General features: G+C 37.6%; 25 protein-coding genes and 1 pseudogene. 16 read left to right on the forward strand and 10 right to left on the reverse strand.

Features of this window, described 5'->3' with window-relative positions; genetic code table 11:
- Positions 1-7: 7 nt before the first annotated feature.
- Positions 8-313 (reverse strand): DUF4134 domain-containing protein, encoded by a 306-nt coding sequence (locus GJJ64_RS05990; protein ID WP_154286791.1) that lies wholly within the window; start codon positions 311-313, stop codon positions 8-10.
- Positions 314-495: 182 nt separating this feature from the next.
- Between GJJ64_RS05990 and GJJ64_RS05995 the strand changes: the two genes are divergently transcribed.
- Complete coding sequence (locus tag GJJ64_RS05995; protein WP_154286792.1) at positions 496-1638, forward strand: DUF3800 domain-containing protein; 1143 nt, start codon at positions 496-498, stop codon at positions 1636-1638.
- 81 nt (positions 1639-1719) lie between these two features.
- Here the strand turns inward: GJJ64_RS05995 and GJJ64_RS06000 are convergent, their stop codons facing one another.
- From GJJ64_RS06000 to GJJ64_RS06040, 9 genes are all read right to left on the reverse strand, one after another.
- Entirely contained in the window at positions 1720-2133 is a 414-nt protein-coding gene (locus tag GJJ64_RS06000; RefSeq protein ID WP_229655469.1) for a DUF6527 family protein, read from the reverse strand.
- Positions 2117-3274 carry a ThiF family adenylyltransferase gene (locus GJJ64_RS06005; protein WP_154286793.1) on the reverse strand — a complete coding sequence of 386 codons (1158 nt, stop codon included), beginning with the start codon at positions 3272-3274 and terminating at the stop codon, positions 2117-2119. The genes GJJ64_RS06000 and GJJ64_RS06005 overlap by 17 nt, the downstream gene beginning before the upstream one ends.
- A complete protein-coding gene (locus tag GJJ64_RS06010; protein WP_154286794.1) occupies positions 3249-3950 on the reverse strand; it encodes a multiubiquitin domain-containing protein in 702 nt (233 codons plus the stop codon). Before GJJ64_RS06010 ends, GJJ64_RS06005 begins: the two co-directional genes overlap by 26 nt.
- A 317-nt stretch (positions 3951-4267) precedes the next feature.
- Positions 4268-4546 (reverse strand): DUF2188 domain-containing protein, encoded by a 279-nt coding sequence (locus GJJ64_RS06015; protein ID WP_229655470.1) that lies wholly within the window; start codon positions 4544-4546, stop codon positions 4268-4270.
- Positions 4530-7010 (reverse strand): S8 family peptidase, encoded by a 2481-nt coding sequence (locus GJJ64_RS06020; protein WP_154286796.1) that lies wholly within the window; start codon positions 7008-7010, stop codon positions 4530-4532. Before GJJ64_RS06020 ends, GJJ64_RS06015 begins: the two co-directional genes overlap by 17 nt.
- Positions 7011-7013: 3 nt before the next feature.
- Positions 7014-8252 (reverse strand): AAA family ATPase, encoded by a 1239-nt coding sequence (locus tag GJJ64_RS06025; RefSeq protein WP_229655471.1) that lies wholly within the window; start codon positions 8250-8252, stop codon positions 7014-7016.
- 155 nt (positions 8253-8407) lie between these two features.
- Complete coding sequence (locus tag GJJ64_RS06030; protein WP_154286797.1) at positions 8408-9043, reverse strand: conjugal transfer protein TraD; 636 nt, start codon at positions 9041-9043, stop codon at positions 8408-8410.
- A gap of 11 nt (positions 9044-9054) precedes the next feature.
- On the reverse strand, positions 9055-9504 hold the full coding sequence (locus tag GJJ64_RS06035; RefSeq protein ID WP_154286798.1) for a DUF3408 domain-containing protein: 450 nt from the start codon (positions 9502-9504) through the stop codon (positions 9055-9057).
- Positions 9505-9508: 4 nt separating this feature from the next.
- Positions 9509-10426, reverse strand: coding sequence for a ParA family protein (locus GJJ64_RS06040; protein ID WP_449421284.1), 918 nt, complete (start codon positions 10424-10426; stop codon positions 9509-9511).
- Between the two features lie 602 nt (positions 10427-11028).
- On the opposite strand from GJJ64_RS06040, the gene mobA reads away from it, so the two are divergent.
- The 15 genes and pseudogenes from mobA (at position 11029) to GJJ64_RS06115 (ending at position 24727) form a co-directional block, all read left to right on the forward strand.
- Positions 11029-11460 (forward strand): conjugal transfer protein MobA, encoded by a 432-nt coding sequence (gene mobA, locus GJJ64_RS06045; protein ID WP_034727191.1) that lies wholly within the window; start codon positions 11029-11031, stop codon positions 11458-11460.
- 8 nt (positions 11461-11468) lie between these two features.
- On the forward strand, positions 11469-12749 hold the full coding sequence (mobB, locus tag GJJ64_RS06050; RefSeq protein WP_065719249.1) for a conjugal transfer protein MobB: 1281 nt from the start codon (positions 11469-11471) through the stop codon (positions 12747-12749).
- Positions 12750-12877: 128 nt separating this feature from the next.
- A complete protein-coding gene (locus tag GJJ64_RS06055) occupies positions 12878-13252 on the forward strand; it encodes an ArsR/SmtB family transcription factor (RefSeq protein ID WP_002978466.1) in 375 nt (124 codons plus the stop codon).
- Positions 13249-13842, forward strand: a complete 594-nt coding sequence (merTP, locus tag GJJ64_RS06060; protein WP_002978464.1) for a mercuric transport protein MerTP — start codon at positions 13249-13251, stop codon at positions 13840-13842. Before GJJ64_RS06055 ends, merTP begins: the two co-directional genes overlap by 4 nt.
- A 6-nt stretch (positions 13843-13848) precedes the next feature.
- Entirely contained in the window at positions 13849-14055 is a 207-nt protein-coding gene (locus GJJ64_RS17015; RefSeq protein ID WP_002996045.1) for a GDCCVxC domain-containing (seleno)protein, read from the forward strand.
- 197 nt (positions 14056-14252) lie between these two features.
- A complete protein-coding gene (gene mobC, locus GJJ64_RS06070; RefSeq protein ID WP_154286799.1) occupies positions 14253-16238 on the forward strand; it encodes a conjugal transfer protein MobC in 1986 nt (661 codons plus the stop codon).
- 81 nt (positions 16239-16319) lie between these two features.
- Positions 16320-16646: an ArsR/SmtB family transcription factor gene (locus tag GJJ64_RS06075; protein WP_132776694.1), complete on the forward strand. Its 327-nt coding sequence runs from the start codon at positions 16320-16322 to the stop codon at positions 16644-16646.
- A 4-nt stretch (positions 16647-16650) separates the two neighbouring features.
- Complete coding sequence (locus GJJ64_RS06080) at positions 16651-17217, forward strand: hypothetical protein (RefSeq protein WP_154286800.1); 567 nt, start codon at positions 16651-16653, stop codon at positions 17215-17217.
- A 52-nt stretch (positions 17218-17269) separates the two neighbouring features.
- Positions 17270-17731 carry a DUF6428 family protein gene (locus tag GJJ64_RS06085; RefSeq protein ID WP_154286801.1) on the forward strand — a complete coding sequence of 154 codons (462 nt, stop codon included), beginning with the start codon at positions 17270-17272 and terminating at the stop codon, positions 17729-17731.
- A gap of 19 nt (positions 17732-17750) precedes the next feature.
- Positions 17751-18365 carry an arsenate-mycothiol transferase ArsC gene (locus GJJ64_RS06090; protein ID WP_154286802.1) on the forward strand — a complete coding sequence of 205 codons (615 nt, stop codon included), beginning with the start codon at positions 17751-17753 and terminating at the stop codon, positions 18363-18365.
- A 3-nt stretch (positions 18366-18368) separates the two neighbouring features.
- The gene (gene arsB / locus GJJ64_RS06095; RefSeq protein ID WP_154286803.1) at positions 18369-19400 is read left to right on the forward strand and encodes an ACR3 family arsenite efflux transporter; all 1032 of its coding nucleotides are present in this window, start codon (positions 18369-18371) and stop codon (positions 19398-19400) included.
- A gap of 64 nt (positions 19401-19464) precedes the next feature.
- Positions 19465-19776, forward strand: a complete 312-nt coding sequence (locus tag GJJ64_RS06100) for a hypothetical protein (protein WP_154286804.1) — start codon at positions 19465-19467, stop codon at positions 19774-19776.
- Between the two features lie 85 nt (positions 19777-19861).
- Positions 19862-22033, forward strand: coding sequence for a TonB-dependent receptor (locus GJJ64_RS06105; RefSeq protein WP_154286805.1), 2172 nt, complete (start codon positions 19862-19864; stop codon positions 22031-22033).
- Between the two features lie 34 nt (positions 22034-22067).
- The gene (locus GJJ64_RS06110; RefSeq protein WP_154286806.1) at positions 22068-24092 is read left to right on the forward strand and encodes a heavy metal translocating P-type ATPase; all 2025 of its coding nucleotides are present in this window, start codon (positions 22068-22070) and stop codon (positions 24090-24092) included.
- Positions 24093-24162: 70 nt separating this feature from the next.
- Positions 24163-24727: pseudogene (locus GJJ64_RS06115) on the forward strand (helix-turn-helix domain-containing protein).
- Positions 24728-24765 lie beyond the last annotated feature (38 nt).

Genomic DNA, 24765 nt, shown 5'->3' on the forward strand with positions numbered 1-24765 from the left:
CTAGGGATTAAAGGAAGAATGAACGCAGGATAGTAGCCGCTACAATCAAGAATATACACGCACCAAACCACGAAGCCGCAGTTTTCGATGTGTCAGGGTCACCCGAACTGAATTTGTTGTACACCTTAACGCCCCCGATGAGCCCAACAACTGCACCGATAGCGTAGATCAATTGAGTAGCGGGGTCGAAATAACTTGTTACCATTTGGGTGGCCTCGTTGATACCTGCAGAACCGTTTCCCTGTGCGAATGCACCAATTCCTGACAGCATTGTCACTGCTACCAGCAAAACTTTTTTTCTTTGTTTTTCCATAATTGAAACACATTAATTTGTTACTGTTTATCCCGCACCTTGCGAGCTTTCGGGACAAATGTCTTATGGAAAAAGAGGCGTTACCTTAAAGTGGCAGTCAGAGGAATTGTTTGGCTGCTAGTGGCGGTTGTAAAAGGTATTTTTATAACTTAGGCATCTATTTATTTTAATACGCTAACATTATGATTGATTTTGAAATAGCAGAAATTGAAGCTACTAATCAATTTGCCCAATTACTAAACCCAAGGGTAGATTTTGCAACACCATACGTATTCTATTACGATGAAACCAATAATATCAAAACATTCTATGTAAGAGAAAATGATTTCAATTATACGTTTACAGCTAATTTTGTTTTGGGAGGAGTTCTACATGAAGGAGCAGTACCGGATGTACAGCCATTGATAGATAGTTTTAAATTACAGAAGACAGCCAAGGAAGTAAAATTTAAACATATCGCATTTGGAGATTTTCTTGATTGTCTAAAATCCCAGAAGCTAAACCTCTTCTTTCGCTTTTTAAAAGAAAGCGATCTTTATGTCCATTATTCAAGTTTAAATATTTTGTACTGGTCTGTAGTTGATATTGTAGATTCTGCGATAATGAATTCTGACGCAGCTATGCAATTAAGACCTGGATTTGACAATCAAATGAAGAATGACCTTTACAAACTCTGTCGTCTTGAAATAGATGCCGTCGTTCAACTTTTTTATGCTTTCGAATATCCTAATGTTAAACCTGAGAAAATTGGTGATTTCATAGAAGCATTGAGTAATCTTTTCGAAGAATATCTTCCGTTACAAGAATTTCATTTTGGGTTGGAATCTTTACGGCAGATATTGAAAGAGTCTAAAAAGAAAGGTGAGCTAGCTTTTGTTATGGATGAAAAAGATCACGTACTGTTAGCAGATTTGACACACTTTTATCTCAGACCTATATATACCTTCAAGAATTCAACTCATATTTTTGACAACGAGGATTCTATCCGAGAAGCTTTGAACGATTACAGAATGCTAGATAAAGGTGTAGAGTTTAAAAACTATTCTTTTGTTGATTCTCAGGGCAGCCAATTGACACAACTATCTGATATTTTTATTGGTTTCATGGGTAAATATACCCAATACAGGAATACGCATACTATGGAAGAAATTAAAGCGGATATCGACTCTTTCTCAGCCTTACAGTTAGTAAATATGAAGTTATTTATTGATATCATTAATAAATCAGATCAAAAAAATCCTGCCTTTCTACACGCAACAGATAGTTATGAAGAGGTAATGAAATTTGGGGAGCTATGCGAAATTATTGCAGGAAAACAACCTTAATTAGTATTAGATAACCCAAAGACAGTATATAAATAAAGCCGAAGAATTACCTTCGGCTTTATAGAAATAAAAATCAAAGTTCTACAATCGGAAAAATTTGGAGATTTTCTGCCAAATAGAAGATTTTTGACTTTCTTGAGGTTCTTCTTTTGGAATATCCGGCATGTCAAAATACTCCGTCTTACGTTCTAAGTCATTTTCTCTACCTAGACGGATTTCCTTTTCTGTCCAATGACCAGCAAACTCAACGTTATTGTTTCTTATCCAATAATGAGACTGACATTCAAAATTCCAATTGCCTATAGACGGATAAAGCGTAATTGATTTGCCATTAAATGTCAACCTCCAATCAGTCGGAGACAATGGAGTTACCACTTCGTTACCGCAACCACATACACATTTATGTATTGCAGTGCAGTATTCGATTGAGACGTATAAAATACCTTCTTCAACCTTCTCGGGAATGAACTCAACGAACTTATGCTGTAACGACATCTTCATTAAAAATTTTAGATGTGCTAATAGCATATGAGCTATGATGCTCATTTTCCAAATCAACATAAATTCCAGATAGCTTCTTCCATTTCAGGATAGCAAAAATTGCATTCAATGCATTCAATTCCGCAATTTGAATATTAGTAGCATATTCATTATTATCGGAATCTTCTGAAAAAATACGAAGAGGTAAATGGTCATTTTTGTCACGGGTGGCAGAAGTAACTCTTACAGCACCCGTAAGCTTGTCATCAACGACATTCACACCCAAACCTACATCGGAAAACGGAATACCTGCGCTAGCCAAATAATCTGTTACCATCTTCCTGACAGCATTTTTATCAACACATATAAATACATAATCCATTTTATCTAACTCTAATAGATTCTCTTTCTTCACATAGTAGTCATGGACATAAATGTATTTGTGCATGTTAGAATACAACTTTTGATAATATGCAGCCTTTCTCGGATTTTCATCAAGGTCACTCATTGATGCAGCACCAGGCGAACGGAATGCATTGTGTTGGTCAAAGCTATCCCCATCAAAAAGATGGATTTCCTTTACCGGTGTTTTAGCCACCATATCCAAAATATATGCTCCAGTTCCTCCTAAACCAACAATTGCTATTTTCTGATTTTCCAATTTCGAATTAATAGCTTCTATGTTAGCGCGGCTTGAATTAGTATCAATGTATTGGAATACTGTTTCATTAGAGCTGTCTGCTATCAGCTTAAAAGTCTTTTCCGTAACTGACGGATACAAATATTTGGCGGGAGCGGAAATGATATCTACATACCTCTTGACCTTTTCGTAATAGTTAGGATATCCACCAGTAGGCTTATTAGAAAATGATCTATTTACGGTAATCTGATTGTTTAATACAGAATTACTGTTGCCATGTTGAATAGCGGTAATAAAGTTGCCGTCGATTTCACAGGGATTATCTCCTATAAAAAAAATAACATGGTTTTGAATATCATGTAATGTAGTTACCAATATACCGTATTGTAGATTTTTGTTTTGATCAACAAAGGGTATATGATGGATAAGTAAATATCCACCACGTACCTCGATCTCATAACCTTCGTCTCTTAGACGTTTAAGGTCGGGACTATGATTTATCAGTTGCTGTGACATCGAAGATCATTTTATTTTTGACACGAACAACTGAACCTTTAACCATAGTGCCTTCTGGTTTAGGTTCCCAACCTCTACTGTAAGTAACTGTATAACCTTTGTTTGGATTATTATCATATGATCCAAAGGCTAAAACAACCAATTGCTCAAAAGAAATGTTTATTTCTTTCCATATGTGCGGACGTGCATTGACAATGATGGTTACTTCAGTTGGTCTTGGCTTAGAAAAGAATCTCTCTTTACCCGGACGAGCTAAATCAACTACTTCATCATCGAATATTTGATCGTCTTGCCAGCCTTCCTTGATGTCAAGGAAGATATCATCTTCCGCAGGTATGTTGCCCAGCTCTCTGATTTGAACACCTCTGATATATTGCTTATACCAAGTAAAAGGCTTGTCGTTAATGAAAAACTGGAGTTTTTTCTTTACAAAGAAATATTCAGTTTCTGGCCGAGCCAGATTTACCTGCTTTTCATTTTCAATAAGCTCATCCTGATAAGGTTTACTAATTGATAAAAACAACTCGGTATCTAAAGGTATCCCAGCAAGTTGTTTTAATTCTGCCCCTGTTTTGTATTGGTCAAAAGTCTCATATTCTTTGCCTTCTATTACAAATTTTAGGGGTATTTTTGGGCTATGGGAATGCAAATCCCCTTGATGATTATCTAACTTCATCGTAAATTAAATTTTGATATTAACTAATAAATAATTGCTTATTGCCTATCATTTCAGCAATAAATAAGGGCTTGCCCTACGATAGTTTTAATCCTGATGCAATTGAAATTTTATACTATTAATACCAAGCCCTACTGCCTGAATTGCAATGACAGCAGGTTAAAATCACGAAAAGCTTGTTTATTACAAATAAAGGAAGTAGTTTTGAAGTGCAAAAACATTACTACCAAGAGCCTTGCAAGGGCTTTTGTTTCCTTTAAGGAATCAAGCCAGGTGATTTTCGCCTGGTTTTTTATTTTCTTACCTGCCTTTTTTCATTAAAATTTTGTGTCTGTTATTGATTTCGGATCGTTTCCGGGTTTAACAGTATCGCTATCTCTAATAGGTCCACCATTCGGGCGATGTATTCTAACTTCTCCTCCGCCATTTTTTGATGAAAATTGTTTTGCAAGTTGTTCAGCTTGCTTTTGAGTACTGACAATTGCTGATGCTTTCTTGCCGCCTTCCTTTTGGACGTTCCACCCGTCTTGTCCTTTTTTCTGTGTTACATGATAATTTGCCACAATTATAAATATTAAATTAAACTCTTGGTACAATTCGAGCTGCAGTTTTGATATCAACGGCTTGGACTCCAAGCGACTGTAGCATTTGTCGCATATCATTAAATACTGGTTTCTCACTATCAGGATCAGAAATTGTTAGTATTGCTGTAAACGGTACACCTGCAGCTGGTAGAGTTACACCATCTCTTGATAAGTACTCTACATCTAGTTTCCATTCTGTCGATGGTCCAACTCCTCGGGGGAAAGTTTTTTCATAAACTTTCACTGGACTCCATTTGAAAGAATGTTCAATCTGATCTTTCTCGTATAAACTTCCATCACCATCTTCAGGCGTGTAAATTGCATTCAACCTTCCTTTATAGTTACCATTATTTTGCAGTTGTCTTAAAGCTGCGTCGATATTTATTCTGACAAACTCAGAACCAAATCTGTAATCAAACCTTGGCGTACTTACAATGGTAAGTTTTGCATGCCCAAAGCATTTACCATCCCTTACTAAACTTGAAGGCCACGTAAATTTAAAACTCATCTTATGTCCACTTATAGCTCGGTTTGCAAATACTAATGTTATTGCAGACGAACTTCCGTTCAAAATATCTTCAGAACCGTCTGGCATACCAAATCCAACCAAGTGTTTGGAGACGTTTCTCAAATTTTTGTCGTTAAGGGACTCTGGTAATACAGCATGATGGATTCCCAGAGCGATTAGTGTTTCTCTTGAAACAATACCTTCAATTGAATGATCAAGACTTGCTAAAGTCTTTGCTACATTAGGAGCAGCATAGCTAGTTCCGCAACCATCGACAATGTTACTCGTAGGGTCTAGAGATAGAAGACCATGTCCTAAAATTGGATGACTAGTCCCGGATCCACCGATATGAGCAACATCAGGTTTAAGGCCTACTCGTAGTCCAGGTCCTCGACAGCTGTAATTACTTAGAGCGTAAGGAACAACACCGTCAAGATGTGGAGGATTTAAAGCTGAAACACTGATATTACGACAGCTTTCAGCTGGTTTTTTAATAGCATCATTTCTCGAAGAAGCTAATATTTTTAATGCATCAAAATGATCCGAAGGCCATTCTTTTCTAATATCTCTCGGATGGGTATTACCCGCCGAAATAACAAAAACGACATCATTTTCTTCCGCAATCTTGTCCAAAATTTGTGCAGGAATGCTATAACCTGTAGTTGATGCATGTTCTTCTATATTCAAGCTGAAATTAAATATTCGAACTCCAGTTCTAGCTTTTAATTCCTGAACAGCAGTTTCAAGTTCATTAAAAAATTCTAAAGGTTTTGAATAGTAGGAACTATATCTGTCAACACGAGGCAATATATCAAGATCTACAATTTTACAACCATCAACCTCCCTGCAAATAGCCTTTCCGTTTAATTGTTGACCAAAGATTGCTAATCCAGCTATAAAAGTACCGTGATTTTCGTCTTTATCCGTGCTGCTAATTAATCCCCAACGATCTTCTATCCAGTCACCATAAACGTCCGAAACACCACCGTCTACAACGCATATTTTCGGATATGAGCCTTTGTGATCAGGAGCAAGAACAGTAAAGTTTTTACCTTTGACCTGAGATTTGACAGTTGAGCTTTGTGTAATGATGGGAGGAAGAGTAACTTTTTTTACCAATGGATGATTTCCTAAATATTCTAACAATTGGTTATGTCTCTCCAAATCGAGGTCGATAGATTTTTTCTCTCCTGATTTGCCTGCTGTTGACGATGAATAAAGCTGTATTACCGGAGACGAATCTGTTTTCTCTAATTTTATACCAAACACAACAGATGAACCCTGACCGGTAGTAATTCTTGATACAAATAAGCCTGTGCCCAAAACGGTTAACCCGCCAAAAAAGCTATCAAACAAATCGAATTTGTATTTGCTTAGTAGATCCCAATCTTGTCTCGCTGGAGGAGCTTCAAATAATTCTACCATATACGAACCGCCAGTTTGAGGATTAGATAGCCATTTTACGGCTTCTTTGACAGAAAAATTCCTTTTGTCACTTGCGGTGTATGGACTAATTTCTTCAATTGCACCAACTTCACTTCTTAATCTTGAAGGATTAGGTTCATTTTTTCCATTCTTTTCTTTATATCTTGTTTCAGGCTCGGCCTGTCCAACTTTAGTATTTATTTTATCAATACTTTCAGGAGTCAGTTCGACAAATAATTCTCCCAAATCCCCAGCTCCAATTATAGGAGCAACATCCCTTTTGAAAACTTGGGAAGTTGGACGATGGCTTTTTGCTAATGCAGTTTGCTTTAATGTAACTTTCGCATAAGAAACCTTGGCGAAACTATTTACCAACTGCATACTCTTTATCTCACTAAGCTGATTTTGAATGTTATCCCTATGCTCAATGAATTCATTATCATTTCCAGCAAAAAAGTCTTTAGAACCACCGCCACCATTATTTTCTAATGCTTCAATAAAAGCATCGCTATTTAATACTATTTGAACAGGACTATTTGCCATAACTTATATTTTTTCAGAATCTTTAAATTTTGATAACTGTTTACTCAAAGTTGACGGAGTCATTCCGAACAATGATGCTAGATCTTTCTGTTTAAAAGAGTAAACCTTATCGTTTAATAACATATTGATAAAATCTTCATCACTGTGAACCATAACATTTCTCTTTTTTGCGTCCACCCTTCCAGAGTTAAGTACAGCAAATTGCTTCATTACTTCCACTATATTGCTTTCCCTTTCTAAAACAAAAGCTCTTTTTAGCCATTTAGAAAGCATTTCTGCATCAGCACCTGATGAGCCATCTAAGCACCATGCAAAAAACTTAATTTCACTTTCGTTAAATTCTAAAGGCGTAATAAAAGTCTTAAGTAATTGAATCATTACCTCAGGGGAAGGTTTGGGAATTTCAACCTGTATATCAAACCTTCTCCAAATAGCAGGATCAAGAAGACTTTCATGGTTAGTTACACCAATGGTAAAACCTTTTTCATGACGTGAATCCAAACTTTGCAACAAGGTATTCACCACTCTTTTTACTTCACCAACCTCCTGCGGATCGTTACGGAGTTTAGCAATTGCATCAAACTCATCAAGAAGTAGGATGCATTTATACCTATTAGCAAAAGTGAATAGATTGCCAATATTTCGAGATGTAGTTCCTAGATACGAAGACATAAGCCCTTCCAACCTTGCCAGTACTACAGGTAATCCAATTTGTTTTGCAATCCATTTTGCTAAATGTGTCTTACCAGTTCCTGGCGCACCGTAAATTAAGCAGGAGCTAGCTGGAGTAGCATTAATTTCTAAAAGTTGATCGAATTTGCTCCATTCATTTACAATTGAGTGAATAGCAAGCTGGATGTTATCATCAAACATTGGAGCTTTCTCTGGTAGATCATCAGGAAAAAAAATCTCTGCTAATGGTGTTGATGTCTCCTTATCTACAGGAATTGATGTCTTAGGAGTTATCTCTTCACCTTTTAAAACCACGAAAGATCTTTGGATTTTACTTGGGGACATCTCAAGCGAAGATTCAGAGGCAGTCAGTAAAGCCTCCAATGACTTAGCCTCTTTAGTAAATCCATCTTTTTCCAAGCTCTCTTTTAGTCTTCTAATTTGATGAGTGACAGCTTCATTCGGCATTGCCAATGCGGACCTGCTTAAAGCTTGTACTATACTGAAATATTTGAGCATTTGCTTATTGTTTCTTAATTTATAAATGCAAATATAGTAATAAATTTCCAAAACAAGATTTTAATTTCCCTTTTTTGATATAAATTTCCAAAAACAGACTTTAGTTTCCTTTTTTTCTTTATATCATCTTTAATAGCGTGAAAATGAGGATGTTTAAGGAAACATTAAAAATGTAAATCATTTTCAAATAGAAAAAGGGAGTTCGCTTACACAAACTCCCCAATGTCAAAATCACTCAAACCACTTTTCCGCAAAGTGGAAGAACTGTTGTCCGTTTCAGCCGAAAGTGTGCTGTCCAAAAGCTCGGCAATTTTTCGGGAAGCACCCTCAACGGAATTTTCCAGCAGGCAGAATAATTCAGTTCCCTGCAATTTTTGAACTATCGCAACCGCTGTTTCCTTTTGGGATTGTTCCAAATTTTCTTTTTGGAGCAATGCCTCTACGGAGCTTAGTTCGTCATAGGTAACCCCTTGGGCAAGACTGTCATCGCTACCGGATATTCCGTACCTGTTCCACTCTTCTTCCTCTTCCTCCAAATCAGGCATATTACTGAAAACTTTGTCCAGCTCTTCCTGCGGAATTTGAATACCTACGTTTTCATTTTCGTCGTATTCAATGTCTAAATTATCAGGGTTTATCTCTTGTTCCTCAATTTGGCTTTCATCGGCAGTGTTTGGCACTAAAAAGCTTCTTACAGGCTTGGGCTGACCCATAATATCGGGCAGGTTCGGGTTAACCTTTTCCTGCATTGGCTTATGCTTCGACCTTTTTTTAATGACAATCTTGTCTTGCAAAAGCAGGGCAATGACGATGAGCAGACAAATAATAATTAATATTTCCATAACCAGGTGCTTTAAAAAATAGGTTTAAACTTTTCGTTGAAATCATCGGTAATGGCTTTTTCAAATTGCTCAAAATGATGCTCCAAGATATTGTCGAGGTATGCATAAAGGGGTATCGCATCTTTACCGATTACCTGTACAATACGGGATAAGCGTTCGTGGTATTCCTGCCGGATATAAATGCTTTTATCGCCCCGCTTTGTCATCGAGTGCGTTTTCAAAAAATGTTCGCCGTAGCTGCCGTCAAGATTTTTCTTGGTGCGGTTACGTTCCCTTTGTACTGACTTGCTTGGAAGTAATTCTTCCTGTTTTGCTTCTTCTTTTACAGTTTCCTTTTCCGGTTCTTCCGGCAGTTCAGGTGGAAGCTGTAAACCCTCTTTTTTAACTCCGTTTACCATCAAGTTCATCATCAACTCTTCGTTGATGTCCGGCGTGGCTTTCCTTTTATTATCTTTTTCCATAAGGCTATAATTGAACGATTTTTAAAAATTCGTTGATGAACAGGTCTAACTGGCAGGCTTTCATTAAACGTTCATCAGGTGGCATTACGGTAGAACGGAAAACCGTTTTACTGTCGGCTTCGCTTTCTTTGCGAAAGCGGGTACTGTTCTTCACTTGGCTCTGCATCAGCCTTAATCCCAGCTGCTCAATAAGCTGATTGTACACGTCATATAAGGGAGTGCTTTCCCTGCCGTCCACCTGGTTCCAAAACAGGTTAATGGTCTGTATGGAAGTTTCGCCCTTTTTCATAATCACATCCTGTAAAAGCTGGGTAAAGATGAGCGTACTTTCCATTACCACACGGTCTGCGGTAATAGGCGTAAAAATATGGTGTATTCCTGCGAGTGCTTTCAGAATGCCGGGCGTGTTCACGGTTCCAGGCAGGTCAAAAAACACCACGTCGATCGGAACGGCGGAAGCCATTACAAATTCGTGAGCAGCATCCAGTACGCTATCTGCTTTATGCTGTGTAATGGGATAGGCTTTCTTGTTGATGGTGGTAAATTGCTTATATGCCATTTTTTTTAAAGCCTCATTTTCCATTACCATTGCCAAATCGCGGTTTTTCATTTTCATCAGGCTATGCTGCGGAAAATCCGCATCAAATACGGCTACGTTGTAGCCCAACCGATAGTGCATCGTACTTGCCACAAGCGTGGTAAATGTGCTTTTACCAACACCGCCTTTTTGTGAAGAAAAAGCGATAAACAGAGGTTTCTTTTTTGTGTCCATATTTTTAAAATTTAAAGTTTTCAAATTCCTGTTTTCAGGCTTGCAGGCGTCCCGGCAAGCCGTTCTGATTTCCTGCGTTCTTTCAGGATAGCTATCAGGGTTGCCTGCGTTCCTACCTACTTCCTTGCAGTACAGCAGCCTTGCAATCATTCCGGTAGTTTATCAGGAAGGCTTGCCGTCATTCTTTCATTCCGTCAATCAACCAACCATTCAGGCGAGCCGTATAGTTGGATAGCAAGTGTTCACGCTTTCCGGCAGTCGTGCAATCTTGCTTTCTTGCATTCCTGCAATCAGGCAGGCAGGATTGCCTGCGTTTCTGAATGCGTGCTATCTGCTATTCATGAAGCACGGGCTGCCTGTCTTCCTGCCATCATTCAAAGGCAAAGAACCAATCACTCTCTTTCGATTGTACGCCTGTGGCATTGTTTGGCGGTCAGAGGCACTGTTTGGCACTGTGGCACAGTGCAACGCTATCGGGAACAGGGCTTTACTTTGTATTGTGATTTTTATTAACGGATTTATGCAAAAGTCTTTTGACAAATTGGAGGGTAACGGGAACGGCATCTAGCCGCTTTTCCCTGTTACATTCAATCCGTCCCGCAGGGCGGATTTTTGTGTTCACCGGAACACGGCAAGTTGTGTTTTGAGGCACTCGAAACCGAGTTAGTGCCTCAAAACAACTTGCCCTGCTGGGAGCTTAAAAAACGTCTTCCGAAGTCAGCGTTTTGTGTGGATTTAAAAATGGATTAGTGATGAACGAGAACAATAACAAAAAACAGAATAAGGGCGGACGGAGAGCTAAGACCGACCCAAGCATCCATCGCCACGTTTTCCGCCTTACAGACGAAGAAAACGCCAAACTTTTATCGCTTTTTGAAGCATCGGGAATGCCCAATAAAGCAAAGTTTATTATTTCCCTGCTGTTTAGTAAGGAAATGAAATCGGTTAAAATTGACAAAGGAACAGTTGATTTTTATATGCGACTGACTTCTTTTCACAGCCAGTTTCGCTCCATAGGTGTAAACTATAACCAGATTGTAAAGCTGTTGTACAAGAATTTTTCGGAGAAAAAAGCCGCAGCGTTCCTGTACAAATTGGAAAAACAAACGGCTGAAATGGCGATGCTATGCCAAAAAATCATTCAGATAACCGAAGAATTTGAAGCAAAGAACCTGAAAAAATAGCAGTACAGATGATAGCAAAGATTGGCAGAAGCGGGAATTTATACGGTGCATTGGCGTACAATCAGCTCAAAGTAGAGAATGAAAACGGGAAAATTCTGTTCGCAAATAAGATAATCGAAACGCCAACTGGAGCATATACTGTTGCACAATTAGCACAATCTTTTGCACCTTACCTGATTGCCAACCGCAATACGGAAAAGCATACGTTGCATATTTCGCTCAATCCCGACCCGAAAGATAAGGTTAGCGATGACAGGTTTCGGCAAATGGCGGAAGAATATATGCGGGAAATGGGCTACGGCGAACAGCCTTTTGTGGTATTCAAACATACCGATATCGACCGCAGCCATATACACATTGTATCGGTTTGCGTGGACGAGCAGGGCAAAAAGATTTCGGACAAATTCGAGAAAATGCGGTCTATGAATGTGTGCCGTGAACTGGAAAGACAACACGGCTTGATACCCGCAACCGATAAAGAACACAAGCAGAACGACAAGATTTTCCGTCCGGTAGATTATCGGGCAGGCGATGTGAAAAGCCAAATCGCTTCGGTTGTCCGCCACCTACCGAATTATTATAAGTTTCAGACTTTGGGCGAATACAATGCCTTGCTTTCCCTGTTTAATGTTACCACCGAAAAAGTGGAGGGCGAATTGCAGGGAAAAATGCGGCAAGGCTTATTATATATTCCTTTAAACGAGAAAGGCGAAAGAGCCGGGCATCCGTTCAAGGCTTCGTTGTTTGGTAAAAATGCAGGGCTTCCGGCTTTGGAACTGCATTTTGCAAAATGCAAAGAGGATTTAAAAGACCACCCAAGTAAGCAGACCCTAAAAGCTGCAATTTCTATTGCTCTGAAATCCACAAATGATGAGCAGGCTTTTAAAAAGCAGTTGAGTGAACAGGGCATTAATGTAGTGGTCCGCCGGAACGATACAGGTCGTATTTATGGTATCACTTTCATAGACCACAATTCAAAGGCGGTTTGGAACGGTTCACGCTTAGCAAAGGAACTTTCTGCCAATACCTTTAATGATTATTGGAACAATAATATCAAACCGGAGATTAAAGAACCTGTCGTACAACTTCCAAAAACATCCACATCAAATGATGCAGATCTTCCTGCGGAAGAACCTCATCATTTGTTCGACTTCCTGAATACTACTGAAAAACACGAAGACGGTTTGATTGAGGCATTTGGCGGTTTGTTACCCGAAGCACAGGGCGATGATTACGAGGAACAGGATTTTGCTAACAAAATGAAGAAGAAAAAAAAAAGAAGACTGTAAGAGGTCAGATTTTGGAATTAAAAATCTGTTTTTAAAAAGATTTATTGAGCTGTCACTTTATAATTCTGAAAGAATTTGAGTTGTATTTAAGTAATTGCTTAAATAAACAAATTGACTATCTTTGTGCTATGGACAATAATTCTTGCATACGACAACAAGCAGACATTAAACAAATAAACCGCTGTAAAGACCGAGTTTCAGAACTCAACGGTTCTTTTGACTATTTATCGAACGGACTTGAATTAGCGGGAAACAATGTAAGACTGAAAATACTCTTTCTACTTTATGAAGAAAAACGACTTTGTGTTTGTGATATAAGTGATATTCTTGGTATGACAATTTCAGCGGTTTCACAACACTTGCGGAAACTCAAAGACAGAAAACTTATTGAAACCGAACGAGAAGCTCAAACTATTTTTCACTCACTGACTAAAGAGTATGAAAAAATGCTGAAACCATTTTTCAAAATACTTGACGAAAACAAAATATTAGAAACAATATGAAAACTGACAAAAAATTAATTGGTGCAGGACTTTTGACTACAATTGCAGCTTCTCTTTGTTGCATCACACCAGTATTGGCTCTTATTGCAGGAACAAGCGGTCTTGCTTCCACTTTTTCTTGGCTTGAACCTTTTCGACCCTATTTTATCGGGTTGACAATTTTGGTTCTTGGTTTTGCTTGGTATCAAAAGTTGAAACCCAAAAAGCAGATAGATTGCAATTGTGAGACAGAAGAAAAACCAAAATTCATTCAGTCAAAAATGTTTTTAGGAATTGTAACAGCATTTGCAATCGTAATGCTTGCCTTTCCATACTACTCAAGCATTTTCTACCCAAAGACAGAAAAGCAAATTATAGCGGTGGACAAATCCAATATTCAAAAAGTAGAATTTACGATTAGCGGAATGACTTGTGCAAGTTGTGGCGAACACGTAAATCACGAAGTAAATAAATTGACAGGAATAATAAGTTCAAACGCCTCATACGAAAAAGGAAACGCAATCGTGGAATTTGACAACTCAAAAACGAATATTTCTGAGGTCGAAAAAGCAATTAACTCAACAGGATATTCTGTAACCGACAAAAAATAAAACCAAATGGAAATCATATTGCAATCAACAATTACTTGCCCCAACTGCGGACACAAGAAAGAAGAAACAATGCCGACAGACGCTTGCCAATATTTCTACGAATGTGAAAAATGCAAACAAGTTCTTAAACCAAAACAAGGAGACTGTTGTGTTTATTGTAGTTACGGAAGTGTTCCTTGTCCACCAATTCAGCAGGACAAAAAATGTTGCTGACGGACAGAAAACAGAAGAGCAACTAAAAGTATTTTTTATTTGGATGCTTCATAAATGTTACGATACAAAAGGATCATAGAAGCTACAACTCTTATCACTTCGCCAAACACTGCCACGCACCGCCATTGACTGCCACATTCTTATAGCCGCTGTGTAGAGCCTTTAAATTCACGCCCGAACATTAAAACTAAAAAAGAATGCAGGGAGAAGACGATTTAAGAGGTTTAGCCAAAATAATGGCTTTTATGCGGGCAGTCAGTATTCTTTTGGTGCTGATGCACCTTTATTGGTTCTGCTACGGGTTCTTTTTAGAACGTGGTTGGACGTTGGAAATAATCAACAAGATATTAGGCAATTTCGACCGGACGGCGGGCTTGTTTTCACATACCCTTTATACCAAGGCGTTCGCTTTGGTTTTGCTTGCTTTGAGTTGTTTGGGAACGAAAGGCGTAAAGAATGAGAAGATAACCTGGGCTAAAATCTACGTGGCTTTGGGCGTTGGTTTTGTGCTGTTCTTTCTGAACACGCCGTTGTTAAAGCTATCTCCGGTAATAGGCACATTTCTGTATATCCTTACTATCTCGTTAGGTTATATTGCTTTGCTGATGGCGGGCGTATGGATGAGCCGCTTGCTTCGTACCAACTTAATGGACGATGTTTTCAACAACGAGAACGAGAGCTTTCAACAGGAAACAAAGCTGATGGAAAATGAATATTCCGTTAACCTGCCCACCAAATTTTACTACAAAGGCAAATGGAACAACGGTTGGATAAACATTGTAAATCCTTTCAGGGCATCAATCGTGTTGGGTACTCCGGGTTCCGGTAAATCTTATGCCATCGTAAACAACTACATCAAGCAGCAGATTGAGAAAGGCTTTAGTATGTATATATATGATTTTAAATTTGACGACCTTTCCACCATTGCCTACAATCATTTATTGAAGCATCGGGATAAGTACAAAGTTCAACCAAAATTCTATGTGATAAATTTCGATGACCCACGCAAGAGCCATAGGTGCAATCCACTCAATCCCGATTTTATGACAGACATTTCCGACGCTTACGAAGCGGCTTACACCATAATGCTGAACCTCAACCGTAGCTGGATACAGAAGCAAGGGGATTTTTTCGTGGAAAGCCCAATTATCCTATTGGCTGCCATTATTTGGTATCTGAAAATCTATGAGGATGGTAAGTATTGTACATTCCCGCACGCCATTGAATTGCTGAATAAAAAGTATTCGGACGTATTTACCATTCTGACCTCATATTCCGATTTGGAAAACTATCTTTCTCCGTTTATGGATGCCTGGCAAGGTGGCGCACAAGACCAATTGCAGGGACAGATTGCATCGGCAAAAATCCCTTTGTCAAGAATGATTAGCCCGCAGTTGTATTGGGTTATGACTGGCGATGACTTTACGCTCGACATCAATAACCCAAAAGAGCCTAAAATTTTGTGCGTGGGTAATAATCCCGACCGCCAAAATATCTACTCCGCAGCATTGGGTTTGTACAATTCCCGTATTGTTAAGCTCATCAACAAAAAAGGGCAATTAAAGAGTTCAGTAATCATAGATGAGCTGCCCACAATTTATTTTAGGGGACTGGATAATCTTATCGCAACAGCGAGAAGTAATAAGGTGGCTGTATGTTTGGGCTTTCAGGATTTTTCGCAATTAACAAGGGATTATGGCGACAAGGAAAGTAAGGTAATTCAAAATACCGTTGGTAATATTTTCTCCGGGCAGGTAGTTGGCGAAACGGCAAAGAGCCTTTCGGAACGTTTCGGAAAAGTATTGCAGAAACGCCAAAGTATGACGATTAACAGGAATGATAAATCTACCTCTATCTCCACACAGTTAGACAGCCTTATTCCGGCTTCTAAAATCTCAACACTTACACAAGGTATGTTTGTCGGTTCGGTATCAGATAATTTTGATGAACGTATTGAGCAAAAAATCTTTCACGCTGAAATTGTAGTGGACAATGAAAAAGTTGCCGCAGAAACTAAAGTATATCAGAAGATACCGGAAATCCTATCCTTTGTTAATGAACAGGGAGAAGATAAAATGAAACAGGAAATTGAAAGCAATTACCGTCAGATAAAATCAGACATCCTGCATATTGTGGAAAGCGAAATAGAACGGATCAAGAACGACCCGAACTTGCAGCATTAAGTGCAAGAGGGATAATTTTCTCAAATTGCTTGTGTATTTAGAAATAATATCGTAATATTGCGATATTAAAATATCGAAACAATGGGAGCAAGCAAAACAGACCATTTTACAGATCAGCAAAACCAAATTGCGATTATCGCAAAAGCGTTGGGGCATCCGGCAAGAATAGCCATTATAGAGTATCTCCTAAAAGTGAATGCCTGTATATGCAGCGATATAGTTGATGAACTTCCCTTGGCACAGCCTACCGTTTCGCAGCATTTGAAAGAATTAAAAAACGCAGGATTGATAAAGGGAAATATTGAAGGTAATTCTATTTGCTACTGCATCAATGAAAAAACCTTTGATTTACTGAAAGAATATTTTTCAAAAATCATCTTTACCGTAACCAATCAAAAATGTTGCTAATCGTATGGAAATCGCATTTATCATTTCAATAGTATTGCTCATAGCTTATTCTTTTCTTGCATTGTTTGACGGTGTATTTCTGCATCTGTACAAATACCGTTTGTACGAACATAAGGAAAGTAAATTTGAACATCTTACGCATACCGTAAGAGCAATTCTGTTTACAGGTATTCTCGTTTCATTATTCATCAACATAGAAAATAATAGCTTATTTTTATTTGGTGCAGCGTTGGTAGTAGCTGATATTATCACATTGATTGTTGATGCTTATTTAGAAAAAGACAGCCGTAAATTTATTGGAGGTTTGCCACGTTGGGAATACATTTTACACCTGTTGGTAAACGGTTTTCATTTCGCAAGTATAGCGGTATTTTTAGTCATTAAAATAAACCTTGACAGCAACGGAATTACATTAGCTAATAATTTTCAGCAGATAGAGAGCTTTCATACATTTAGAACTATAGCTATAAACCTTTTACCCGGAGCAGTGCTTATAAGCCTGTTACATATTTTGGTTTATTTCCCAAAATTCAATTTCTATTTTAATAAGTTGAACTTTAAATGTTGCTAAAAATTTGCTTATAATAATCGCAATATTACTATATAACAATAATACAAAAACAATGAAACTATCAGAAATTAAAGAAATCCTACCAACATTAGAGAATGTTGAATTTCAATTAGAGAACGGAACATTTGTACCGGAACATTTCCACGTTACCGAAGTGGGACAAATCAATAAAAATTTTATTGATTGTGGCGGAACCATCAAAAATGAAAAAGTTGTCAATTTCCAATTATGGAATGCTAACGATTTTGAACATAGACTAAAGCCAACCAAACTATTAAATATCATCAAATTATCCGAAGAAAAATTAGGTATTGAAGATGCTGAAATCGAAGTAGAATACCAAAGTGATACTATCGGAAAATATGATTTGGATTTCAACGGAAAAACATTCGTACTAAAAAGTAAAACAACGGCTTGCTTGGCAAATGATGCCTGTGGCATTCCTGCCGAAAAACAAAAAATAAAATTATCGGCGTTGAATAATGCGTGTACACCTAATTCAGGATGTTGTTAAACCCTATAAATCAATCAAAATGTATAAGAATTTAGTTGAAACAATAAACAATGTTACTACTTTTCAAAATATCAGTGAGGAACGAAAAAACACATTACAACCGCTGATAGATTTTGTACAGCAAAAAGTAATCAATAGACAGGAAATAAATATCAATTTTATTTGTACCCACAATTCCCGAAGAAGCCATTTATCGCAGGTTTGGGCACAGGTGGCATCAGCACACTATGCTATCCTCAATGTACATTGTTATTCAGGCGGTACAGAGGAAACAGCATTATTCCCGAAAGTGGCAGAAACATTGAACCATCAGGGTTTTAACATTTTCAAAATAGCAGATACCAACAATCCTGTATATGCCATAAAATACAGCGATAATTCTTTGCCAATTATCGGCTTTTCAAAAAAATACGATAGCCCGTTCAATCCTGTATCAGCATTTGCAGCTATTATGACCTGTTCACAGGCAGATGGCGGATGCCCTTTTATTGCAGGTGCTGAAAAAAGAATACCTATCACATTTGAAGACCCTAAAATTTCAGACAATACGCCGGGGCAAACAAATGCATATGCAGAAAGAAGTTTGCAGATAGCAACCGAAATGTTTTATGTCTTTTCAAAAATCAGCCAATAACCAATGCAACCAAAACTAAAATTTCTTGACCGTTACCTAACCTTATGGATATTCCTTGCAATGGCAGTAGGCATAGGATTGGGATATTTCTTTCCGGGTATATCAAAAATTACGGATGTCCTATCCGTAGGCACTACAAACATTCCTTTGGCAATAGGTCTGATACTAATGATGTACCCGCCATTGGCAAAAGTGGATTATTCATTATTGCCTATGGCATTTAAGGATAAAAAAGTAATCGGTATATCCTTATTGCTGAATTGGGTTATCGGTACAGTGCTGATGTTCGGATTAGCTGTTTTGTTTTTACGGAATGAACCCGATTATATGACAGGGTTGATACTGATAGGTTTGGCAAGATGTATCGCAATGGTAATCGTTTGGAGTGACTTAGCTAAAGCAAACAGAGAATATACAGCTATGTTAGTTGCATTAAACAGCATCTTCCAGATATTTACTTACAGCTTTTTAGTTTGGTTATTCATCAACATATTACCTGCAAAATTGGGGTTAGCCAATTTCAATGTAAGCGTATCAATGAAAGATGTTACCGAAAGTGTATTAATATATTTAGGCATTCCATTCTTGGCAGGTTTTCTAAGTCGTTACTTCCTTGTAAAATTAAAAGGTATAGAATGGTATAACAGAAAATTTGTACCCCGAATATCGCCCATTACATTGTATGCTTTACTGTTTACGATAGTATTAATGTTCAGTTTGAAAGGCGATAAAATATTGGAGTTGCCAATGGACGTGGTAAAAATGGCTATACCCTTAATCATCTATTTTGTACTGATGTTTTTTGTGAGCTTCTTTATCAATAAATCCCTTAAAGTTCCTTACGACAAAAACGCATCCATCGCATTTACAGCCACAGGAAACAATTTTGAATTGGCAATAGCCGTAGCCATAGCGGTTTTCGGTATTCATTCACCACAGGCATTTGTGGGCGTTATCGGTCCACTTGTGGAAGTTCCGGTACTCATATTATTGGTCAGGGCAAGCTTGTGGTTGAAGAAGAAATATTATAAATAAAAATACTTATAAGGCATAAATCACGAATAGATATTTGAAAACTAATTTTTAATATCTTAGCAAAATGAAATTTATATCTTTAATATTAGCCGTCTATGTAATGCTGTTATCAGCAGTACCGACTTTTATTGAAGATAAATGTATGCAGGAGCAGACAACCGAGCAAAGACAAAACGGACAGGAAGACCAAGATTGCAATAAAGGTTGTTGTTCGCCATTTTTTAGCTGTAACACCTGTACAGGATTTGTTTTAACTACTTTTCATTTTTCGGCTACACATTCAGTAAAAGAACCGCAAAGAAAATTAGGGACAATGCCAACACCGCCTGTTTCTGATTTTCCCTTTTCCGTTTGGCATCCCCCACAGCTTGTTTAATATGTAGTGCTTTCAGCACAGTTTATTACCTGCGGTGCATAGCACCGCTATCATTCATTTATTCATATTAAGCATTATTTTTTCAATGAAAAAAATATTCATTGTGTCATTATTTATGACATTCAACCTTTGTGTATATGCACAAAATACGTTCAAAGCTGTAATAAAAGACAGTGAAAAAAAAGAGCTTTTAATGGGCGTAACCGCACAGGTTACAGGAACTACAATCGCAACAACTTCAGACGAAAACGGACAAATCATATTAACAGGTATTCCAAACGGTTTACAGGAAATTCAATTTAGTTATATTGGTTTTGCCCAACGTACCGACAGCTTTAATTTTCCGTTAGCAGATACAACCCCGATTGAGATTTTACTTTATGAAAGTTCAACGGAGTTAGACGGTATTGTTATTTCATCAACAAGAAGTACAAGAACTATACAAAATATCCCTACACGCATTGAGTTTATAGGAAGTGAGGAGTTAGACGAAAAAGGCAATATGAAAGCAGGGGATATTCGTATGCTTTTGAGTGAGAGTACAGGTATTCACGTACAAACCACATCGCCCACAAGTGCCAACGCAAGTATTCGTATTCAAGGGCTTGACGGACGATATACGCAAATTTTAAAAGACGGTTTTCCTATTTATTCGGGTGCTTCAAGTGGGTTAGGCTTGTTGCAAATTCCACCGCTTGACTTAAAGCAGGTTGAAGTTATTAAGGGTTCAACATCTACGCTGTACGGTGGTGGAGCAATAGCAGGTTTGGTAAACCTGATTTCCAAGACACCAACGGAAGAAAGGGATTTGCGTTTTCATTTAAACGGAACATCGGGCAGAGGTTTAGACATCAACGGTTTTTACGGACAGAAGTTTAAGAAAATCGGAACAACAATATTTGCTTCGCATAATCGTAATGGAGCTTACGACCCTGCACAAATCGGGCTTTCTGCCATTCCTAAATTTGAAAGGTATGTACTGAACCCTAAATTATTTGTTTACTTCAATGATAAAACAAAAATGAACTTTGGTATTAACACCACCATTGAAAACCGTTTGGGTGGCGATATGCTTTACATCAAAGGCAAAGGCGATAACACACACCAATATTTTGAAGAAAACAAAACACAACGCTATTCTACCCAATTTGTTTTTGACCATACTGTAAACGAAAACAGTTTTGTACAGATAAAGAACAGCGTAAGTTATTTTAACCGCAATACAGCTATTCCCAATTACGAGTTTGAGGGAACACAAACAGCCACTTTTACGGAAGCAAGCTATACCCACAGCAAAGAAAAATCAGAATGGGTAACAGGCGTTAATGTTTGGACGGACAATTTTAAAGAAAAGCAGATTACCGCATTTCCTTTGAGAGATTACAACCAAACCACATTCGGGGCTTTCGTTCAAAATTCTTTTAAGGCTACGGATTGGCTTCAATTAGAGACAGGTTTAAGAACAGATTACGTGATAGATTATGGAGCTGTTTTTTTGCCAAGAGTATCGGCATTGTTTAAGATTGCAAACGGATTGACTTCACGTATCGGGGGCGGATTTGGCTACAAAACACCAACCATTTTTACCGAAGAAAGCGAACGCATACAATATCAAAACGTAATGCCTATTGATGATAATACCAATAAATTAGAAAAGAGCTACGGAGCAAATGCTGACATCAACTACCGCATTAATATGGGCGATGATTGGACTTTTAGCATAAACCATTTATTCTTTTACACCTATTTGGATAATCCTTTGTTGCTTCAAAATACATCTGCAAACGTTTATCAGTTCATCAACTCATCGGGCTACATTCATACCAAAGGAACGGAAACCAATATCAAAATCGGCTATGACGATTTGAAACTGTTTTTGGGCTATACCTTTACCGATACCCGATTGATTGAAAATGGAACAAACACCGAAAATCCATTAACCCCAAAACACCGTGTTAATTCTGTATTGATGTATGAAATAGAAGATAAATGGAAGATTGGCTTGGAAGCCTATTATTTCAGTCCGCAAAAGCTAAATGACGGAACAATAGGAAAAGAGTATTGGATGTGTGGCTTTATGGCTGAAAAGATTTGGGAAAGGTTTTCTTTGTATATCAACTTTGAAAATTTCTTTGATACAAGACAGACACGTTTTGACAACATTTATACAGGAACGATAACCAATCCTGTTTTTAAAGACATCTATGCACCATTAGACGGATTTGTAATTAACGGAGGAATAAAATTTAGACTATAAAACAAGTGAAAATAATCATTAAATAAACTTGACAATGGAACATAAACATATATACGACAAAGACGGTAAACAGCTTTGTTGTACACAAGAAGAAAAAATATACACCAATGCAGGTGCAAAAGAGATGATAGATGATACCTGTTGTTCAGTTGAAAAAAAGGATAACACCATCAAACACAGCAGGGAAATTAGTAAAAACAGCACTATTAAAATGTTTTTGCCAAGCATTATTTCATTAATACTGTTACTCATAGCCATTTACTTTGATAATGTCCTGAAACCCGAATGGTTTACAGGTTGGATAAGGATTGTTTGGTATGCCGTAGCCTATATGCCTGTTGGTTTACCTGTAATAAAAGAAGCGTTTGAAAGCAACGGTAAAGGAGAGATATTTTCAGAATTTTTATTGATGAGTATTGCTACAATCGGGGCTTTTACCATTGGCGAATATCCAGAGGGTGTTGCGGTAATGCTGTTTTATACCGTTGGCGAAGTCTTTCAAACATTGGCAGTAAAGAGAGCTAAAACAAACATCAAATCTTTGCTTGACCAACGACCTGATGAAGTTACAATTTTACAAGATAATCAGCCAAAAGTTGTAAAAGCGGAAACGGTTGCTATTGGCGAGATTATACAATTAAAGTCGGGCGAAAAATTAGGATTGGACGGAGAATTATTATCCGAAAAAGCATCTTTCAACACATCTGCACTCACAGGAGAGAGCAAACCAGATACTAAATCAAAAGGAGAAACCGTATTAGCAGGAATGATAAACCTGAACACCGTTTCACAGGTAAGAGTGACCACAGCATATACAGATAGTAAGTTGAGCAAGATTTTAGAATTGGTACAAAATGCCACTTCTCAAAAAGCACCCACAGAGTTATTCATCAGGAAGTTTGCAAAAATTTATACACCTATCGTAGTGCTGTTAGCCGTTGCCATTTGTGTACTGCCTTACTTTTTCGTTGCCGATTATCAGTTTTCGGATTGGTTGTACAGGGCATTGGTATTTTTGGTTATATCGTGTCCTTGTGCATTAGTGATAAGTATTCCGTTAGGCTATTTTGGTGGAATTGGTGCAGCGAGCAAAAACGGAATACTGTTTAAAGGAGGCAATTTTTTAGATGCACTTGCCAATATCCAAAACGTGGTAATGGACAAGACAGGTACAATGACAGAGGGTGTTTTTAAAGTGCAAGAAGTTGTTTTTGATGCAGCATTTAATCAGGCTGAAACTCTGCAAATGGTCAACGCTTTGGAAAGCCACAGCACGCACCCCGTAGCAACTGCCATTCAAGAATATGTTGGTGCTGTAAACCATAATATCCCATTGCAAAATGTAGAAGAAATAGCAGGACACGGATTAAAAGCCAGTGTAAACGGAAAAGAACTCTTGGTAGGAAATTTTAAGCTGATGAATAAATTTTCTATCGCTTACGGCATTGACCCGAATAGTATTGTTTACACCGTAATTGCAGTGGCTTATGATAAAAAATTTGTAGGCTATATCACTATTGCAGACACCATAAAAGAAGATGCCCAAATTACGATTGAAAAACTAAAATCACTCAATGTAAAAACTACAATGTTGAGTGGCGATAAAGCTACGGTAGTAAAATTTGTTGCAGAAAAATTGGGTATCAATAATGCGTTTGGCGATTTATTACCCGAAGACAAAGTAAACAAAGTCAAAGAGATAAAAGCCAAAAATGAAAGCGTTGCCTTTGTCGGGGACGGTGTGAATGATGCACCTGTTGTAGCATTAAGTGATGTGGGTATTGCAATGGGTGGTTTGGGAAGCGATGCTACTATTGAAACCGCCGATGTAGTAATACAAGACGATAAGCCGAGTAAAATACCAATGGCAATCAATATCGGTAAACAGACAAAGAAAATAGTTTGGCAAAATATCGCTTTAGCATTTGGAGTGAAAGCCATTGTATTGATACTTGGTGCAGGTGGATTAGCCACAATGTGGGAAGCCGTATTTGCTGATGTAGGTGTGGCATTATTGGCTATATTGAATGCAGTAAGAATACAACGAATGAAGTTTTAAACAACGTTCAGTTCAACTTAAATCGTAAATTTGTGCATTAGTTTGATATGAATATAAATGTGAGTAAGGAATGAATATACTCTTTATAAAAAATATGGTTTGCAACCGCTGTATTATGGTGGTACAAAATGAATTGGACAAGTTGGGTTTAAACGTAAAGAACATAAAACTTGGAGAAGTAGTACTTAGCAAAGAACCTACAGCCGAAGAAAAAAATAAATTGGATAAAGCCTTAGTTTTATTAGGGTTTGAACTCATTGATGATAAGAAAAGTAGAATTATCGAAAAAATAAAGAATATAATTATTGAGTTGGTTCATCATCAAAACAACGATGCCAAAACCAATCTTTCAGATGTGTTAAGCAGTCAATTACACCACGATTATAATTATTTATCCAACCTGTTTTCGGAGATAGAGGGTACTACCATTGAAAAATACTTTATAGCCCAAAAAAATAGAAAAGGTAAAAGAGCTATTGGTATATGATGAACTGTCTTTGAGTGAAATTGCTTTTCGTCTGAACTATTCGAGTGTAGCTTATTTAAGCAACCAATTCAAAAAAGTAACAGGACTGACACCGAGCTATTTCAAGCAAATACGGGATGATAAAAGAAAACCTTTGGATAAGGTCTAAGTAAATCTTACAAATCCATTCCATAATTCCACAATAAT

Source organism: Pedobacter puniceum (assembly GCF_009674685.1).
GTDB lineage: Bacteria > Bacteroidota > Bacteroidia > Sphingobacteriales > Sphingobacteriaceae > Pseudopedobacter > Pseudopedobacter puniceum.

Bases quoted from the DNA above. Each gene is read 5' to 3' on its own strand.
- GJJ64_RS06080 (WP_154286800.1), top strand. From the start codon at position 16,651: ATGGAAATCGCATTTATCATTTCAATAGTATTGCTCATAGCTTATTCT.
- GJJ64_RS06075 (WP_132776694.1), top strand. From the start codon at position 16,320: ATGGGAGCAAGCAAAACAGACCATTTTACAGATCAGCAAAACCAAATT.
- GJJ64_RS06055 (WP_002978466.1), top strand. From the start codon at position 12,878: ATGGACAATAATTCTTGCATACGACAACAAGCAGACATTAAACAAATA.
- GJJ64_RS05990 (WP_154286791.1), bottom strand. From the start codon at position 313: ATGGAAAAACAAAGAAAAAAAGTTTTGCTGGTAGCAGTGACAATGCTG.
- merTP (WP_002978464.1), top strand. From the start codon at position 13,249: ATGAAAACTGACAAAAAATTAATTGGTGCAGGACTTTTGACTACAATT.
- GJJ64_RS05995 (WP_154286792.1), top strand. From the start codon at position 496: ATGATTGATTTTGAAATAGCAGAAATTGAAGCTACTAATCAATTTGCC.
- GJJ64_RS06110 (WP_154286806.1), top strand. From the start codon at position 22,068: ATGGAACATAAACATATATACGACAAAGACGGTAAACAGCTTTGTTGT.
- mobC (WP_154286799.1), top strand. From the start codon at position 14,253: ATGCAGGGAGAAGACGATTTAAGAGGTTTAGCCAAAATAATGGCTTTT.
- GJJ64_RS06035 (WP_154286798.1), bottom strand. From the start codon at position 9,504: ATGGAAAAAGATAATAAAAGGAAAGCCACGCCGGACATCAACGAAGAG.
- GJJ64_RS17015 (WP_002996045.1), top strand. From the start codon at position 13,849: ATGGAAATCATATTGCAATCAACAATTACTTGCCCCAACTGCGGACAC.
- GJJ64_RS06040 (WP_449421284.1), bottom strand. From the start codon at position 10,426: ATGATTGCAAGGCTGCTGTACTGCAAGGAAGTAGGTAGGAACGCAGGC.
- GJJ64_RS06030 (WP_154286797.1), bottom strand. From the start codon at position 9,043: ATGGAAATATTAATTATTATTTGTCTGCTCATCGTCATTGCCCTGCTT.
- GJJ64_RS06100 (WP_154286804.1), top strand. From the start codon at position 19,465: ATGAAATTTATATCTTTAATATTAGCCGTCTATGTAATGCTGTTATCA.
- GJJ64_RS06005 (WP_154286793.1), bottom strand. From the start codon at position 3,274: ATGTCACAGCAACTGATAAATCATAGTCCCGACCTTAAACGTCTAAGA.
- mobB (WP_065719249.1), top strand. From the start codon at position 11,469: ATGATAGCAAAGATTGGCAGAAGCGGGAATTTATACGGTGCATTGGCG.
- GJJ64_RS06090 (WP_154286802.1), top strand. From the start codon at position 17,751: ATGTATAAGAATTTAGTTGAAACAATAAACAATGTTACTACTTTTCAA.
- arsB (WP_154286803.1), top strand. From the start codon at position 18,369: ATGCAACCAAAACTAAAATTTCTTGACCGTTACCTAACCTTATGGATA.
- mobA (WP_034727191.1), top strand. From the start codon at position 11,029: ATGAACGAGAACAATAACAAAAAACAGAATAAGGGCGGACGGAGAGCT.
- GJJ64_RS06085 (WP_154286801.1), top strand. From the start codon at position 17,270: ATGAAACTATCAGAAATTAAAGAAATCCTACCAACATTAGAGAATGTT.
- GJJ64_RS06105 (WP_154286805.1), top strand. From the start codon at position 19,862: ATGAAAAAAATATTCATTGTGTCATTATTTATGACATTCAACCTTTGT.
- GJJ64_RS06010 (WP_154286794.1), bottom strand. From the start codon at position 3,950: ATGAAGTTAGATAATCATCAAGGGGATTTGCATTCCCATAGCCCAAAA.
- GJJ64_RS06020 (WP_154286796.1), bottom strand. From the start codon at position 7,010: ATGGCAAATAGTCCTGTTCAAATAGTATTAAATAGCGATGCTTTTATT.
- GJJ64_RS06000 (WP_229655469.1), bottom strand. From the start codon at position 2,133: ATGTCGTTACAGCATAAGTTCGTTGAGTTCATTCCCGAGAAGGTTGAA.